The sequence below is a fragment of the Aestuariibius insulae genome (assembly GCF_040783535.2).
Lineage (GTDB): Bacteria > Pseudomonadota > Alphaproteobacteria > Rhodobacterales > Rhodobacteraceae > Aestuariibius > Aestuariibius insulae.
In genome coordinates this window covers 246894-264050 of sequence record NZ_JBFONW020000002.1, presented here as the reverse complement: position 1 = coordinate 264050, position 17157 = coordinate 246894, and the positions used below count along the sequence as shown (strand labels likewise).

Here is a 17157-nt window from a genome sequence, read left to right as displayed (position 1 = left end):
TTCATCGTTTCGTCTGATCGACGTTTGGAATGGACATCGTTTTTCGCCAGATCATCCAATCATCTGAGCGCTTTCGCCTGCCTCGGCGTAGTGCAGCTTGAGACGCTGTAGCGCGATCCGAAGTACGACTTTACCGGAGCGCGCAGACCATCCCATACGGCGCTCTGCCTCCTCCATGCCTTCCATCATGCAGCAGCATCGCAGGACGACGTCGCCGAGACCGGGTCCAAGATCTTCGAGCGCGGAGCGGACCCTGCGGCGGGCTGCCAAGCTGGCGTTTTCACCTTGAGCGGGATCGGTCCCCTCTTTCTTACCCAGGATGGCTTGATCGAGTCCTTCCGCCCCGGACTGGCCAAGCTGCGCGAGTTCGTAGTCCTCCCGAAGACGTTCTCCCGTCCGGACGAGATCTTCACCAAGAAACGGCTTGCCATCCTTATCGCGTCGGCGGGACAGGCCGACCAGTGGACTTTCGAGTGGGATCTGCCGACTTCTATGCGGTTTCCTTTCGCTTGCGCCCTCAAACTCGACCGCAGCGTCTTCGAACCCCTGGGCGCGGTTCTCTTTTTCCGCCAGCTGTTTGCGATAACCCTGCCGGCCGGTGGGCGTGATTTGATACCGCGACACGCGAGCTGCCGAGTCGTGACCTCCAGAGACGGCGATCCAGTCTTTCAACGCCAGGGATTCGGCCACACTGCGGTCCACAATCGCTGTGCGTTGGGTCATTCCCTTGGCCGTCTCCTTTAGGACGACAGCCTTCTCCATCTCACGGGCGACAGCGAGGACGGCACCGCTGTCGCAGAGCGTGCGTAGAACGGTCATTTCCTCCTGCACAAGCTTCTGGGCCTCGGCTGCGTCGTTGGTCTCAACCGACAACTCAAAGCGGTTTGCTGCGCTTCTGGCGGATTTGACCCGTTCCAGATGCTGCTTGCCAAGCTTGCGCAGCGCATCGTCGATCAATGGGTCATCGCGGCGGGTCTCGAAGCGTCTGATTTGCCGCAAGACGGTCGACGCATGACAGCCTGCATCACGTGCAAGCGCACGGATCGACTGGCCGTTTTCGGTATGACACAGATAGTGCCGGGCTGCGTCTGGCACCCATGCCGGAAAGTATGACGGATCATTCGTCAATGCAGCAGAAGTCATTGTAGTCTCCCATCCCCCTACACTCGCCCGATGCCCCCACCGGATCCCCGCGACTGCAGTAGCTCAACTGAAAATTGTATCTCTTTAGAACGGTTAACAAAGCGTTCATGAATGCAGACTGGTGGCCAAAGTATAAACAATTCTGAACCGACCGTTCTCTGCTCATCGCGGGCGCAACGGGGGGTCGGACCATGCGAGAGTGGATCCGTTCAACGATCGCAATAGGGGACCAGAATGCTTGATATACTGACGATGATCCGGGGACTTAAACGACCGGCTCTGATTGTCCGGGCCGCGCGATGCGGTGTCGATTGCTATGCACGCAACATCGACTTGCGTCGTTTGCTCGGTGTGGATGTGGTGCCCTCGCCCGGCGAGGCATTAATGGATCTGATGGAGATAGAGCGGGATCTGAACGACCTACGGCGCGGCGCGGATGCATCCTACGGCGTAGCGGCGCATGTCGACGTTCTGATCGCGATCATGGGCGAGGCTCGCCTGCTTCAGGGCAGCGCAGAGGGTTGAGGATCAGTGCTCGGATCGGAGAACCGCTTTGCGATCCTCGACGAAGGCAACGAGGCGCGCTTCAATCTCGGGATCAAGAGGTGGAGGTGTGTAGGCGTTGAGCAGCGTCTGGACCCGGGTCGCTGCCAGACTTCTGGTATCGGGTGCCCCATCTTCGGCCCAGGTCTCGTAAGGACGGTGGTCAAAAAGATCGCTGCGCCAGAACGCATCCTGGAAGTGAGCCTGAGTGTGAGCGCAGCCAAGATAGTGGCCGCCTGGTCCGACTTCGCGGATGGCATCCATCGCCTGCGCCTCTTCGTCGGCCGAGACGCCTGCGGCCAGTTTGTGAAGGGCTCCAAGCTGGTCGGCGTCCATAACGAACTTCTCGAAAGACGCGACGAGGCCGCCTTCGAGCCATCCGCAAGAATGCAGCATGAAGTTCACGCCTCCCATCAGCGCGGCATTCAATGTGTTCGCGCTTTCGTAAGCCGCTTGAGCGTCGGGCAGTTTGGATCCGCAGAGCCCGCCGCCGGATCGGAAGGGCAGGTTCATACGGCGGGCCAGCTGCCCTGCCCCGCAAAGGATCTGCGTGGCCTCTGGCGTGCCGAAGGTTGGCGCGCCGCTGTTCATGTCGATCGATGTAACGAAGGTGCCGAAGATCACGGGCGCGCCCGGGCGGACAAGCTGGGAATAGGCGATGCCCGCCATAACCTCTGCCAAGACCTGCGTGAGTGTTCCTACGACGCTGACCGGGGCCATCGCCCCGCCGACGATGAAGGGGGAGATGATGCAGGCTTGATTGGCCGCGGCATAAACCTCGAGGGCGCCCATCATCGTGGCGTCGAAAGTAAGTGGGGAATTGATATTAATGAGAGAGGTCAGCGCCGTCCGGTCGTTCAGCCCGCCAAAGAGGATATCGCATAGATCAACGCTGTCCTGAGCCCGCGATGGATCGGTCACGGATCCCATGAAGGGTTTGTCCGACAGCGTCGCATGGGCCATCAACATATCCAGATGACGTTCGTTCACAGCGATATCGGTCGGCTCGCAGACCGTGCCGCCGGAGTGATGGAGCCATTTCGACATATAGGCCAATTTCACGAAGGTGCGGAAATCCTCCATCTGTGCATATCGCCGCTCTCCCGTGGCATCGCGCACGAAAGGCGGGCCATAGACCGGCGCCATAACGAACCCATCGCCGCCGATTTCCACGTTTCGTTCCGGATTGCGGGCGATCTGGGTAAAGCGCTCGGGCGCGGTTGCGCATAGTTTGCGCGCAAGGCCCTTGGGAAGCCGCACCCGTTCTCCATCGACGGAGGCGCCAGCCGCGCGCCATCGCTCGAGAGCTGCCGGGTTGTCGGCGAAGGTCACTCCGATCTCTTCGAGGACCGTGTCCGCATTGGCCTCGATAAGATCGAGCGTTTGCGCAGAAAGCATCTCGTTCAGCGGGATTTGCCTTTGAGGGACGGGTGCTGCCTCGATCCGGATGCCGCTTCGGGCGGCACGGCGTGCGGCGCCTCCTCCACTGCGTCGTTTGAGTGCCTGGCTCATTTAACCGTCTCCCCTCGTCCAAGCCAAGGCTAAGCAGCGGGATGCTTAAATGACCGGGGGTTTGCGGCGGTTCGCGCGCGAAAGCGACATCTTCCTCGCTTCTCTTCGATTTGCGGGCCATTCAGAAAGTTGGATGTCTCGGAGCTGTCCTGATTGCACGACTGCCGCCCCGCCTCTATGAGGCATCATGTCCAGATCAGAGCACCAGCGCCTTCTTATCATCGATTTCGGCAGCCAAGTGACGCAGCTTATTGCGCGCCGCCTGCGAGAGCTGAATATCTACTGCGAAATTCATCCTTTTCACGACGTGACCGCCGCATTTCTGAAAGCGTTCGAGCCGCGGGCGGTGATCCTCTCTGGCGGGCCCGCCAGCGTCACCGATAAGGATGCGCCTCGCCCCCCTTCGGAGGTCTTCGATCTTGGCGTTCCGGTCCTGGGCATCTGCTATGGCCAGCAGGTCATGATGGACATGCTGGGCGGTCGGGTGGAACGCGGAGATGGCACAGCGGAGTTTGGCCGAGCTTATGTGACGCCGATGGAGGACCGGATCGATCTGCTGACGGGCTGGTTTCTGGATACGCGCGAACAGGTTTGGATGTCTCATGGAGATCACGTGTCGGAGATCGCGCCCGGATTTGAGGTCTATGGCACGTCGCCAAACGCGCCTTACGCGATCACCGCTGACCTAAGCCGCAATTTCTTTGCGGTGCAGTTCCATCCGGAAGTCCATCATACGCCGAACGGTCGAACGCTTTATGAGAACTTTGTCCGTCTGGCGGGTTTCACCGGCGATTGGACGATGGCCGGTTATCGCGACGAGGCAATTGCCCGGATCCGAGAGCGGGTCGGTGATGCGAAGGTCATCTGCGGTCTGTCAGGCGGGGTAGATTCATCGGTTGCCGCCGTTTTGATCCATGAGGCAATCGGCGATCAACTGACCTGCGTGTTCGTCGACCACGGTTTGTTGCGCCAGAACGAGGCCGACGAGGTCGTGGCGATGTTCCGAGATCACTACAACATGCCGCTTATCCATGCGGACGAGAGCGATCTTTTCCTGGGAGAGCTTGATGGCGTGTCCGATCCGGAAACCAAAAGGAAAATTATTGGGCGTCTCTTCATCGACGTTTTTCAAAAGCACGCAACCGAGGTTGGCGGAGCGGAATTCTTGGCGCAGGGAACGCTTTATCCGGATGTCATTGAAAGTGTGAGTGTCTCGGGCGGACCGTCCGTTACAATCAAATCGCATCATAACGTCGGCGGGCTGCCAGAAAAGATGGGGCTCAAGCTGGTTGAGCCATTGCGTGATCTCTTTAAGGACGAGGTACGGGCACTTGGGCGGGAGCTCGGCCTGCCCGACAGCTTTATTGAGCGGCACCCCTTTCCAGGGCCGGGCCTTGCCATTCGGTGCCCCGGGGAAATCACCCGCGAGAAGCTTTCGATCCTGCGGCGGGCGGATGCGGTCTATATAGATCAGATCCGAAAACACGGTCTTTATGACGAAATCTGGCAGGCCTTCGTCGCGATCCTTCCCGTGCGGACCGTTGGGGTTATGGGAGATGGCCGTACCTATGATTTTGCCTGCGCCTTGCGGGCGGTCACCTCGGTCGACGGCATGACGGCGGACTACTACCCGTTCAGTCATGAGTTTCTTGGCGAGACGGCGACCCGGATCATCAATGAGGTCCCTGGGATCAACAGGGTGACATATGACATCACGTCCAAGCCGCCCGGCACGATTGAGTGGGAATGATATCGCGAGGCGGCAGCATTGTCTGAACTTCCTTCGACCATAGTAGGACATGAGTTTTTTTGCGCCGGCGCAAACGCGGCCTTGCCGCGGGTAAGGTCGTCATGTCAGCCTAGCTCCATATTTGACACGGAGCTTTTCGATGACCCGCTTTCTTGCTTTCTGGCTTTCGACTCTCTTCCTCCTCGTCTCGAGCAGTCTTCTTAAAGCCGAAAGTCCGGTGCCGGATGTGCGTGCCGTCTATGATCGCGGTGTTGATCTGGTCGGGCGGGATCTCGCGAATATCTTCGACACGACCCTGGAGGCCTGCGAAGCGGCTTGCACCGCGGATGCAGAGTGCACCGCCTTCACGTTCAATCGCCGGTCCAATGCCTGTTTCCCCAAAAGCGACGTCATCGATGCCGTTCCCTACGAGGGAGCTGTTTCGGGGCGAATGATAAAGGCCTCCCCCGAGGTTCTGGCCAATTTGGATGCCCGCGTCGCGGAGTTGTCCTTTCTCCAGCCGGGAGATCTGGAAGGTGCGCGGAGCTTTGTGAGCGGCTTGAGCTGGCCGCTTCGACGGTCGAGCGCTCAGCAAAGGGCTGCCGCGCTGACGGCGTTGCGGACGGATCAGGCTGAGGCTTGGCTTTCCTTTGCGCGAGCGGCGAACCGTACCGGAAGCGATATCAAAAGCGCCGTCTTGCCGGCGACGATTGTCGCTTATCTGCGCGCTGGCTCGCCTGAAAGCCGTCGCGAGATCCTTGTCCTCATGGCGTCGGTTCTCGAAGATCGCGGGCGCGGGCGCGATATGATCCCTGCCCTGCGCCTTGCACAAAGCATCACGTTTACCCAGCCAACCGAGAACGAGCTTGATCTCGCAATCGGGAAATACGGCTTTCGTGTCGCCGATACGCAGGTCGAGAGCGATACGGCAACGCCCCGGATCTGCGTGGTCTTCAACGAGGATCTTATTCGGGCGGGAACGGACTATACCCCTTTTGTGCAGTTGCCCGAACCGAACTTGGTCGTGTCGGTGAACGACGGTCAACTTTGCGTCGATGGTGTTTCGCATGGAGGGCGCTACCGTGTGGTTTTGCGGGAGGGTCTGCCTGCTGCCAGCGGGGAGACGCTGGTGCGACCGGTCGAGCTTGCCCTTTATGTGAGGGACCGTAGTCCCTCCGTGCGCTTTCTAAGTCGAGCCTACGTTTTGCCGCGGATGGACGACGTCGCGATCCCGATCGAGACCGTGAACGCAGACGAGATCAATCTGACGCTTCGGCGGGTCGATGATCGCAATATCATCCGTGCAATGCAGGATGGTCTTCTTGGACGTCCGGTTTCAGCCCAACCGGACAGCTATCTCTCGGACCGGATCGGCGTGGATGTGTGGTCGGGGACGGCGGCGGTCGAGATGGATCTCAATCGCGATATCCTCACGCGGATCCCATTTGGTGAAGCGCTCGAGACCGAGCCTGCGGGTCTCTATGTCCTCACAGCATCGACCATTGATGCGAGCGAGGAGGATCTTGCTGCAACCCAGTGGTTCGTTCTGTCCGATCTTGGCGTTGCGACCTATCTGGGCAATGACGGCCTGACCGTGATGGTCCGTTCTCTTGCTACCGCGAAGACTGTAGAAGCGGCGCGTGTCACGCTGATTTCGCAAAGCAACTCGGTGCTTCGCTCGGTCGAGACCGATGCGGATGGTGTGGCCCGTTTTGCAAACGGTCTGACACGGGGGGTGGGAGGCAATGCCCCCGCTCTGGTCACTGTCGAGCGAGGCAATGACCTGACCTACCTGTCGCTTTCGGAGGCGGCGTTTGATCTATCGGATCGCGGAGTCGAAGGACGCGAGCCGAGCCCGCCGATCGATGTCTTTGTCGCGACCGACCGGGGTGCCTATAGGGCGGGTGATACAATCCATGTGACCGCACTCATGCGGGACGAGACGACCAAAGCGCTTCCTGGTATCCCGCTCACTGCGATCCTGACCCGCCCAGATGGCGTGGAATATTCGCGCGTGACGGCAACCGAGGATGCCGCGGGCGGTCACGTTTTTGGCCTGCCCGTCGCGAGCACCGCGCCACGCGGGACGTGGCGGATCGATTTTCTTGCGGATGAGGATGCACCACCACTGGCCCGCGCGACCGTCCTGGTCGAAGATTTCCTGCCGGAGCGGATCGATTTTGAGATGAGCCTGCCCGACCGGGTTCGGATCGGCGACGTCCCGGAGCTGAAGATCGAGGCGCGCTATCTTTTCGGCGCACCGGGAGCGGATCTTGGCATCGAGGGTGACGTCCTTTTGCGACCGACCGAACGTCTTGAGGGCTATCCCGGATATCGGTTCGGACAGTATGACGCTGCCTTCGATGCACAGTTGAGCTATCTTGAGGGTGCAAAGACTAACTCCGCCGGGATCGCCACGCTTCCTGTTGAGCTACCCGATGTCGGCGCATCGCAGCCACTGGAGATGCGCGTAACTGCGCGGGTCACCGAAGGGTCCGGCAGGCCAGTCGAGCGGCAGGAGATCGTACAGGTTCTGCCTGATCAGGTCATGATCGGTATCCAGCCGCTCTTCGACGATGTGATCGAAGAGGAAACGGAGGCCCGGTTCGATCTCATCGCCCTCACTCCGGATTTGCAGGCTGCGGATATCGATGTTCAATGGTCCATCAACAAGGTGATGACGCGCTATCAGTGGTATTCCCTGAATGGGCGTTGGAATTGGGATCCGGTGACAACCCGAACCCGCGTTGCGAGCGGGCGTGCAACCTTGGGCAGTCTGCCGATCCAGATCGGCGGCGTTGTCGATTGGGGCCAGCACGAGATTGTGGTCGAGGCAATCGGTGATAGCTACAGCATGGCCTCGAGCGACTTTTATGCCGGCTGGTATGCTCCCGCGTCGGCTGGCGATACGCCGGATCTGCTGCAGGCCTCACTCGATGCGGAAAGATATGCCATTGGCGATACGGCGAAGTTCCGCATCGTGCCGCGATATGCCGGAACAGCTGTGGTGACCGTCATGTCGGATCGCGTCATCTCGATGACGAGTGTCGACGTGGACGAAGGCGAGACGATCATCGACCTTCCCGTTACCGAAGAATGGGGGGCTGGCGCCTATGTAAGCGCGTCGGTCATCCGTCCGATGGATGCGGCGGCAAAGCGAAACCCCGCCCGAGCGCTTGGCTTGGGCTATGCCGCGATAGAGCCTGGCGCCAAGGCCCTGGCCGTGTCGTTGACAGCGCCAGATGTGATGGAGCCGCGCGGTCCGCTCGAAATCGGTATCAATATCGATGGGATCGCAGAGGGAGAGACCGCCTACGTCACGCTTGCAGCCGTGGATCTGGGGATCCTGAACCTGACGCGGTTCGAGGCACCCGACCCGCAGGAGCATTATTTTGGACAGCGCAAACTGGGTGTGGAGCTCAGGGATATGTATGGGCGTCTGATTGACGGTCTGAATGGAGGGATGGGAACCGTAAGATCCGGGGGCGACGCGATGTCCCAAGCTGGTCTGCAAAGTCCGCCGCCCACCGAGGATCTGGTCACTTTTTTCAAGGGGCCTGTCGTAATTGATAGCAATGGGCAGGCCAGCGTTAGCTTCGATCTTCCGGCATTCAATGGCACGATCCGTCTTATGGCGGTTGCCTGGACGCCAACAGGGGTTGGGCAGGCTCAGCACGATGTGCTGGTTCGCGATCCGGTTGTGGTGACGGCTAGTGTTCCACATTTTCTCGCGCCGGGTGACGAGAGCAGAATGCTGCTTGAAATCGTCCATGCCGAAGGACCCCATGGAGAGATGGGCCTTGCAGTTGATGCGATGGGTGTCGCCCTCGGCGATGATCTTCCTGGCACCTTCTTGCTTGAAGAGAAAGGCACGCAAGTCTTCGAGATTCCGATTACAGCTCTCGATCCCGGCACACACGAACTGACCGTGACGCTTACAACGCCCGAGAACCGCGTTCTCACGAAGACGATCCGTATGCCTGTGGTCGTTAATGATCCGGAAGTCAGCCGGATCAGCCGATTTACCTTGGCTGCCGGACAAACGTTTACCTTTGACGACGAGGTCTTCGCCGGACTGGCAACTGGAACCGGCAAGGCAACGCTGTCGGTCGGACCGCTCGCGAGGTTCGACGCCCCCGGTCTTCTGAATGCGCTCGATCGATATCCCTATGGATGTACAGAGCAGATCACGTCTCGCGCGATGCCCCTTTTGTACCTGGACCGTGTTGCAACGACGATGGGGCTTGCGACACGCGATCAGATCGAAGTCCGGATTCAAGAGGCAATTGCCGAGGTGACGGCCAATCAGGCCGCGAACGGATCCTTCGGTCTTTGGAGGCCCTCCCGCGGGGATCTGTGGCTCGATGCCTATGTTACGGATTTTCTGTCTCGCGCCCGGACCGCCGGTCACGAGGTGCCAGATGTCGCATTCCGCAATGCGATCGATAATCTACGCAATTCGGTAAACTACTATCCCGACTTCGACAGCGGCGGCCAAGATCTGGCTTATGCGCTGATGGTACTAGCGCGTGAGGGGAACGCGTCTGTCGGGGATCTGAGATATTATGCGGATCAGAAGGTCGCAGCGTTTGGCTCGCCTCTTGCCGTTGCGCAACTTGGTGCGGCGCTTGCGCAATACGGGGACCAGCCCCGGGCGGATCTGCTGTTCGGACGAGCGGGCGCCCAGATTGAACGCGAAATCGCCAGACAGGAGCGCCGCGACTGGCGGAGCGATTACGGAACGGTTCGGCGAGATACTGCTGCGGTTCTGACCCTCGCGGTAGAGGCGGGAACCCTTGCGGTCGATCGCGATGTGATGACCAACAGGATCGGTCTTTCGACTGCTCGCGCTTCCACTCAGGAGGCGGTCTGGACCCTCTTAGCGGCGAATGCTCTGGCCGATACGCTCAGCGCGACCGCGATCACAGTTGACGGTGAGGTTCCTGACGGGCCTATCGTGCAACTGCGCGACGATCAGACCCAGGAAGATCCGGTGCTGATTTCGAACACCGGGCCAGAATCGACTGAGCTGACTGTCACAACCTTCGGTGTGCCCGTTGAGCCCGAGCCGGCAGGCGGAAACGGCTACTCCATTGACCGCGCTTACACGACGCTCGATGGGCAGCAGGTGGATCTTTCGGATGTGGAAGTCGGCACGCGACTGGTTACCATACTAACCATTCAACCGTTTGGACGGCAGGAAGCACGTTTAATGATCGACGATTCCCTGCCCGCCGGTTTCGAGATCGATAATCCGAACCTACTGCGCGGCGGAGATATTGAGGCGCTGGACTGGCTCGATCTGACCTCCGCGCGAAACACAGAGTTCCGCACGGACAGGTTCCTTGCGGCGGTTGATTGGAGATCCGACAAACGTTTCCAGCTTGCCTATATCGTGCGCGCTGTCTCACCCGGAGAGTTTCATCACCCCGCCTCGTCGGTCGAGGATATGTACCGGCCGCAAATGCGCGCGCGCACTGCGGCAGGCCGGGTAACCATCCTGCCGTGAGACGGTGGATCTTCAGCCTGGCGATCGCCCTGTTTGCGATCGCCGCCGTACGCGATGGGCTGGATCGGTGGATCGACGCCACGGTGCTGCCGCCGCTTGAGGCATCGTCAAGCGTTGAGGTTCTGGATCGGGAGGGGCAGCTTCTGCGAGCCTATACGATGCAGGATGGGCGGTGGCGTTTGCCGGTTCGGTTAGAAGACGTCGATTCGGGTTATCTCGAGATGCTGATCCGATACGAAGACAAACGGTTTTACGCTCATCAGGGAGTGGATCCGATTGCGATGCTTCGATCCGGCGTTCTTGCTCTGCGCCATCGAGAGATCACCTCTGGCGGCTCGACGTTGACCATGCAGGTGGCCCGGCTTCTCGAGGATGGCAGCACCGGGCGATGGGAGGGAAAGCTCCGACAGATCCGCGTCGCCTTGGCGCTCGAGCGGGTGATGAGCAAGGATGAGATCCTGACGCTCTATCTGAACCATGCCCCGTTCGGTGGAAACATCGAGGGGGTACGCGCCGCGTCTCGTGCCTATTTCGACAAACCGCCCAAACGGCTGACCGTTGCGCAGTCGGCCTTGCTCGTCGCGCTTCCGCAATCGCCCGAGGCGCGCCGTCCGGACCGCGCCGCCCTTTCGGCAACACACGCCCGCGATGCGGTCCTTTCTCGCCTGCACGATGCTGGTCTTCTTGATGAAAGCGCATTGGCCGAAGGCATCCGCCTGCCCGTTGACGGGGTGCGGCATCCTTTTCCGACGATCGCGCCCCATCTTTCCGATCGGGCGATTGGAGAGGATACCCATGCGCAAAAGCATCATTTGACGATAGACAGGGATTTTCAGATTAGTCTCGAAGCGCTTGCGTCCCAAGCCGTGACGGGGCGGTCCGATCGGGTGCAGGTTGCCATTCTGGCGATGGATCACCAGAGTGGACATGTGCTGGGTCATGTCGGTTCGGCGGCCTATCGGGCTGATGGACGCTCCGGTTTCATTGATCTGGCGATGGCCGTACGATCTCCTGGATCCACCCTGAAGCCTCTAACCTACGGTTTAGGATTTGATCAGGGCTTAATCCATCCGGAGACGTTGATCGCGGATCGCCCAACGGACTTCGATGGATATCGGCCGCAGAATTTCGACGGTCGTTATCGAGGAGAACTGCGGGTTCGGAAGGCCCTGCAACACTCGTTAAACATTCCCGCCGTTGCAGTGACGCATGCGATGGGTCCACAACATCTGACGGCCGGTCTGAGGCGCGCCGGTGCCGATGCGGTCGTTCCGGGTGGAGAGCCGGGCTTGGCTGTAGCGCTTGGCGGTGTCGGGCTGAGCCTCACGGACCTTGTTCGGCTTTATGGAGCGATTGGCAATGAAGGTCGGGCTGTCGATCTGCGCTGGCGTGACGAGCCTACTCCAGGCTTTATCGCTCACCGGGTTCTGAAGCGGGCGTCGGCTTGGCAGATCTCAGATATTCTGCTTGATGTGCCGCGACCCGTCGGAGTGCGGTCTGCCGGGATCGCCTACAAGACAGGAACCTCTTACGGGCATCGCGATGCTTGGGCGATCGGATTTGACGGCCGGCACGTGGTCGGTGTCTGGATGGGGCGCGCCGATGGAACGCCGGTACCCGGCGCGTTTGGAGGAGATCTCGCGGCGCCGGTTCTTTTCGCGGCATTTGCGCGCCTTAAACCGAGCGTCGATCCGATTGCTGCGGCGCCCCCCGAAACGCTCACAGTCGAAACATCACAACTGCCACAGCATCTTCGGCGCTTCGACGGCTCGCATCATCTAAGGTCAAGCGGCCCGGCTATTTCGTTTCCTCCAAATGGAGCAATCGTGGATGGCGATTTCCTGATAGCTAAGGTGGAGGGTGGTCAGGCGCCTTATGTCTGGCTGGCGGATGGACGACCTGTCGGGCGCACCCACCGGAACCAGTTCGAAATCGATCAGCGTGAAGAAGGGTTTTTGTCGCTGACAGTTATCGATGCCGCTGGTCGGACAGATGGATCCAGGATCCAGTTTCGATAGGCGATTATCTCATCTGCACGAACCCCGTTGTGAACGGGAGTATCCGTGTTCCCACGACGGCCGCGATGGCTCCAATTAACGACTCCCTTTCGCTTGCGCAGAAAGCAATTGCTGCATCTGCAAAATCAACGCATTATCTGTCCATGCCTGACAGACTTTCGATCATCGTTGTCGAACCGGATCGTCATCGCGCGCTCATGATTGTCGATAGCCTTCGTGAGGCTGGAGATAATGATATCCACGTCATTTCCGAGATCTCCAGTCTGCCACGCAGGATATCGGAGCTGTCTCCAGACGTGGTGATAGTTGATCTAACCAACCCAACACGGGACATGCTGGAAGAGCTGACGCTTGCATCCTCTCCGCTTGAACGGCCTGTCGCGATGTTTGTGGATCAAAGCGATGACAGTTTGACAAAGGCGGCGATTGAAGCAGGCGTGTCGGCATATGTCGTAGATGATCTGCGCCCTGATCGGCTCAAACCTATCATCTCGGCCGCGATTACGCGATTCAACATGTTCCGCCGAATGCGTGAGGAATTGGCCGAGACGAAACGCGCTCTTGAAGAGCGCAAGGTGATCGATCGGGCCAAAGGGCTTTTGATGAAGGCCCGAGATATCAGCGAGGATGAAGCCTACGCAATCCTACGCAAATCAGCCATGGATAAGGGCAAGAAGATCCCGGAGATCGCCGCCGCTCTTGTGACTGCTATGGATTTGCTCTCGTGACCCTTACGCGGCTCTCCATCGCCTTTATTCCGCTCACGGATGCCGCCCCGATCATTGCTGCCGAGGAGATGGGCTTTGCCCGTGAGGAAGGGCTCGCCTTCAATCTGGTTCGTGCGCCGTCGTGGTCTTCATTGCGTGATATGTTGACGTTCGGCAGCGTCGAAGCGGCACATCTTCTCTCGCCTGTCCCCGTCGCCATGGCACTTGGGCTTGGGGGGGTTGCTTCGCCAATCTCTGCGCTGATGGTCCTGTCGATGAACGGCACAGTCATAGGCGTCAGCCGCCCGCTCGCAGACGCGATGGCACAGGGTGGACATGACTTCGATTTCAAGAACACCGCGCGCGCGGGCAAGGCCATTATAGCGGCATCGAAGGGACGGCTTCGCATTGGCGTGCCCTTTCCGTTCTCGATGCAGGCCGAGTTACTCTATTACTGGCTATCAGCTTCGGGCCTGCCTGCGCCGCAAGGTGTCGAGATCAGGACGGTTCCCCCTCCCCTTATGGCAGACGCTCTTGCAGCTGATGAAATCGACGCATTTTGTGTCGGAGAGCCTTGGGGCTCCAAAAGCGTCGAGGCTGGCTCAGGCGAACTTCTTCTACCTGGGCGGGCGATCTGGTCGGCGGCGCCGGAGAAGGTTCTTGCGGTACGCACTGACTGGGCTCATTCCGAGCCCGGTCTTTCGGCTCGCCTGATGCGTGCGGTCTGGAAAGCCTGCCGTTGGCTTGGAACCGGAGGCGGTGAGACCACGGCGGCCGAAATGCTTGCCCGTCCCGCCTATCTTGATTTGGATGCGTATATCATCGATCGCGCGCTCACCGGGCGCCTTACGATCAATGCACGCGGAGACACGCGCGATTGCGCTGGCTTCGTCGAGTTCTATCACGGTGCTGCGAATTTCCCGTGGAAGAGCCAAGGCGCTTGGATCGCCCGCCAGATGGCGGCCCGGCTTGGCCTGGACCGGGACGGAGTGAGCGACCCGGCCCGCGCTGTGTTCCGAACCGATCTTTACCGGCGCGCTTTGGCAGGAGCAGGTGCAGTATTGCCTGGCGCCTCCGAAAAAATTGAGGGGGGAATCGCCGAAGGAACCGCCGTCGCCGCTCAAAGCGGCCGTCTTCTCCTTGGTGAAAACCGGTTCTTCGACGGTCGAGTTTTTGATCCAGTCACATCAGACTGACTAAAATTAGGGCATTCACTGCCCTCAAAGGTGCCGCAGCGCAGAAATTTATCAGGGCAGACGCGGAGACGCTTGCACTTCCGCGGCGTGCCTTCTCAAATTCAGAGTAGAGAGCAACGGCGTTCTCCTTTCCATACCCATTACAGGGCAGACCGAGCAAAGCCGCTCGACCCTTCCGACGCCAATCAGGCGCAGGATGGTCAGGCGGCTTTTTTGTTGTTGCGCTACGGCGCGATCCAGCCAGGGGAACAGACCCAATGAGATATCTATTGAGCGCCGCATTCGCGGTTGTCACAGGCACCAGCGCCTCTGCGCAGATGCTCGAGCTTGAAAAGGACGAGCTGACCTTCGGCTTCATCAAACTGACCGACATGGCTCCGCTGGCCGTGGCGTACGAGCAGGGCTATTTTCTCGACGAAGGCCTTTTCGTGACGCTTGAGGCGCAGGCGAACTGGAAGGTCCTGCTTGACGGCGTCATCGACGGCCAACTTGATGGCGCGCATATGCTGGCCGGACAGCCGTTGGCTGCCACGATCGGCTTCGGCACCGAGGCGCATATAATTACGCCTTTCTCAATGGATCTGAATGGCAACGGTATCACCGTTTCCAATGAGGTCTGGGCGATGATGAAGCCGAGCATCCCGACGATGGAAGATGGCCGCCCACAACACCCGATTTCCGCCGAAGCATTGGTACCAGTGGTCGAGCAGTTCAACTCGGAGGGCAAGTCCTTCAACATGGGCATGGTCTTCCCGGTCTCGACCCACAATTACGAGCTGCGCTACTGGCTTGCTGCTGGTGGTCTGCATCCCGGGTTTTACAGTCCCCAGGACATCACCGGTCAAATCGGCGCCGATGTGCTCCTTTCAGTAACACCACCACCGCAGATGCCAGCCACGCTCGAGGCTGGCACGATCCACGGCTATTGTGTGGGCGAGCCCTGGAACCAGCAGGCCGTCTTCAAGGGGATCGGCGTGCCGGTTATCACCGATTACCAGATCTGGAAGAACAATCCCGAAAAGGTCTTCGGCATCACGGCAGAGTTCGCTGAGGAGTACCCCAATACCACGCTTGCGGTGACCAAGGCGCTGATCCGTGCTGCGATCTGGCTGGACGAGAATGACAATGCCAATCGCGAGGACGCGGTCGAGATGCTGTCCCGGCCCGAATATGTGGGCGCCGATGCCGAGGTGATTGCCAATTCCATGACCGGCACCTTCGAGTTCGAGAAGGGAGACGTTCGCGAGATCCCGGACTTCAATGTCTTCTTCCGCTACAACGCCACCTATCCGTTCTATTCGGACGCCGTCTGGTATCTCACGCAGATGCGCCGCTGGGGCCAGATCGCCGAGCCTAAATCCGACGCTTGGTACAATGAGGTTGCCCGCGATGTATACAAGCCGGAGATCTACCTCGAAGCCGCGCGTCTTTTGGTTGACGAAGGCCTCGCCAACGAAGCCGACTTCCCTTGGGACAGCGACGGCTACAAGGCCGCCACGCCGTCCGAGGATATCATCGACGGCATCCCCTATGATGGCCGGAGTCCCAACGCTTATCTCGACAGTCTGCCGATCGGGCTGAAGGGCGAGCAAATCGTCGTCGGTTCCGAAGTTCAGGGCTAGGCATCGCGATCCGGCCGCCTTGCGCCCTCTCGCGGGGCGGCCGAACCAACCGCACGGATTGCATCACAGGCAGGGCAAACCATGACCGCAATTGACCCCAATATTCTAGATGAGCAGGCCCGCGACGCCCGTCGTGCTATCTGGTTCACCCGCATAAACAAGGCTGACAAGTGGTTTACCGTGCTCGGCCTCGGATGGCTCACACCGGTCTTCAAGGCCGCCGCCGGTGACAATCCCAAAGCCCAGGTCGGAGAAATCTGGCGCCTTCTTGGGGTCCCTCTCGTGGCTATCGTAGGGTTCCTCTCTCTTTGGGCTATTCTCGCCCCGCAGGTCCAGACCTCCCTGGGGGCCGTCCCCGGTCCTATGCAGGTCTGGGAGCAGGCCGTGAATCTTCACGAAGATGCCGTCAGAAAAGGCGAAAGCCGCGAGAGATTTCAAGAGCAGGTTGTCACGCTCAATGAACGGCGCGTGGCCAATGGTCAGGAGCCGGTCGAACGGGCCTATACGGGCGCACCGACCTATTACCAGCAGATCAGGACCTCTATCGCGACCGTCTTCTTCGGCTTTCTCATCGCGACGGTGGTGGCTGTGCCATTGGGGATCGCAGCCGGTCTTTCAAGAACAGCAAATGCCGCCCTCAATCCGCTGATCCAGATTTTCAAACCGGTCAGCCCTCTCGCTTGGCTGCCGATCGTCACCATGATCGTCTCGGCGGTCTACGCAACCAATGACGGGCTCTTCGCCAAATCCTTCCTGATCTCTGCTATCACCGTCACGCTCTGCTCGCTCTGGCCGACGCTAATCAACACTGCGCTCGGGGTGGCCAGTATCGACAAGGACCTCGTCAACGTCTCCAAGGTCCTAAAGATGGGCACATGGACCAAGATCACCAAGCTGGTCCTGCCCTCTGCCCTGCCGCTGATCTTCACCGGCCTGCGCCTGTCGCTGGGGGTCGGCTGGATGGTCCTGATCGCCGCCGAGATGCTGGCGCAGAACCCCGGTCTGGGCAAATTCGTCTGGGACGAGTTCCAGAACGGCTCCAGCCAGTCGCTCGCCAAGATCATGGTCGCGGTTCTGACCATCGGCGTGATCGGCTTCCTCCTCGACCGGCTCATGTACGCGATCCAGGCCGCCTTCACCTTCACGAACCACAGGTGACCCGCGCTCAAGCCGCGAAA

General features: G+C 59.7%; 10 protein-coding genes. 8 read left to right on the top strand and 2 right to left on the bottom strand.

What is annotated here, in order from left to right; genetic code table 11:
- Positions 1-51: 51 nt before the first annotated feature.
- Positions 52-1143 (bottom strand): DUF6456 domain-containing protein, encoded by a 1092-nt coding sequence (locus tag AAD018_RS07605; protein WP_367314892.1) that lies wholly within the window; start codon positions 1141-1143, stop codon positions 52-54.
- Positions 1144-1377: 234 nt separating this feature from the next.
- Between AAD018_RS07605 and AAD018_RS07600 the strand changes: the two genes are divergently transcribed.
- Positions 1378-1668 (top strand): DUF6477 family protein, encoded by a 291-nt coding sequence (locus AAD018_RS07600; RefSeq protein ID WP_367314891.1) that lies wholly within the window; start codon positions 1378-1380, stop codon positions 1666-1668.
- Positions 1669-1671: 3 nt separating this feature from the next.
- Here the strand turns inward: AAD018_RS07600 and AAD018_RS07595 are convergent, their stop codons facing one another.
- Positions 1672-3198, bottom strand: a complete 1527-nt coding sequence (locus AAD018_RS07595) for a trimethylamine methyltransferase family protein (RefSeq protein WP_367314890.1) — start codon at positions 3196-3198, stop codon at positions 1672-1674.
- A gap of 187 nt (positions 3199-3385) precedes the next feature.
- Between AAD018_RS07595 and guaA the strand changes: the two genes are divergently transcribed.
- The 7 genes from guaA (at position 3386) to AAD018_RS07560 (ending at position 17137) form a co-directional block, all read left to right on the top strand.
- Positions 3386-4948 carry a glutamine-hydrolyzing GMP synthase gene (gene guaA / locus AAD018_RS07590; protein WP_367314889.1) on the top strand — a complete coding sequence of 521 codons (1563 nt, stop codon included), beginning with the start codon at positions 3386-3388 and terminating at the stop codon, positions 4946-4948.
- 139 nt (positions 4949-5087) lie between these two features.
- On the top strand, positions 5088-10436 hold the full coding sequence (locus AAD018_RS07585) for an alpha-2-macroglobulin family protein (protein WP_367314888.1): 5349 nt from the start codon (positions 5088-5090) through the stop codon (positions 10434-10436).
- Positions 10433-12454, top strand: coding sequence for a penicillin-binding protein 1C (pbpC, locus tag AAD018_RS07580; protein ID WP_367314887.1), 2022 nt, complete (start codon positions 10433-10435; stop codon positions 12452-12454). Before AAD018_RS07585 ends, pbpC begins: the two co-directional genes overlap by 4 nt.
- A gap of 143 nt (positions 12455-12597) precedes the next feature.
- The gene (locus AAD018_RS07575) at positions 12598-13182 is read left to right on the top strand and encodes an ANTAR domain-containing response regulator (RefSeq protein WP_367314886.1); all 585 of its coding nucleotides are present in this window, start codon (positions 12598-12600) and stop codon (positions 13180-13182) included.
- Positions 13179-14357, top strand: a complete 1179-nt coding sequence (locus AAD018_RS07570; protein WP_367314885.1) for an ABC transporter substrate-binding protein — start codon at positions 13179-13181, stop codon at positions 14355-14357. Before AAD018_RS07575 ends, AAD018_RS07570 begins: the two co-directional genes overlap by 4 nt.
- A gap of 257 nt (positions 14358-14614) precedes the next feature.
- Entirely contained in the window at positions 14615-15979 is a 1365-nt protein-coding gene (locus tag AAD018_RS07565; protein ID WP_412005215.1) for a CmpA/NrtA family ABC transporter substrate-binding protein, read from the top strand.
- Between the two features lie 81 nt (positions 15980-16060).
- Positions 16061-17137, top strand: coding sequence for an ABC transporter permease (locus AAD018_RS07560; protein WP_367314884.1), 1077 nt, complete (start codon positions 16061-16063; stop codon positions 17135-17137).
- Positions 17138-17157 lie beyond the last annotated feature (20 nt).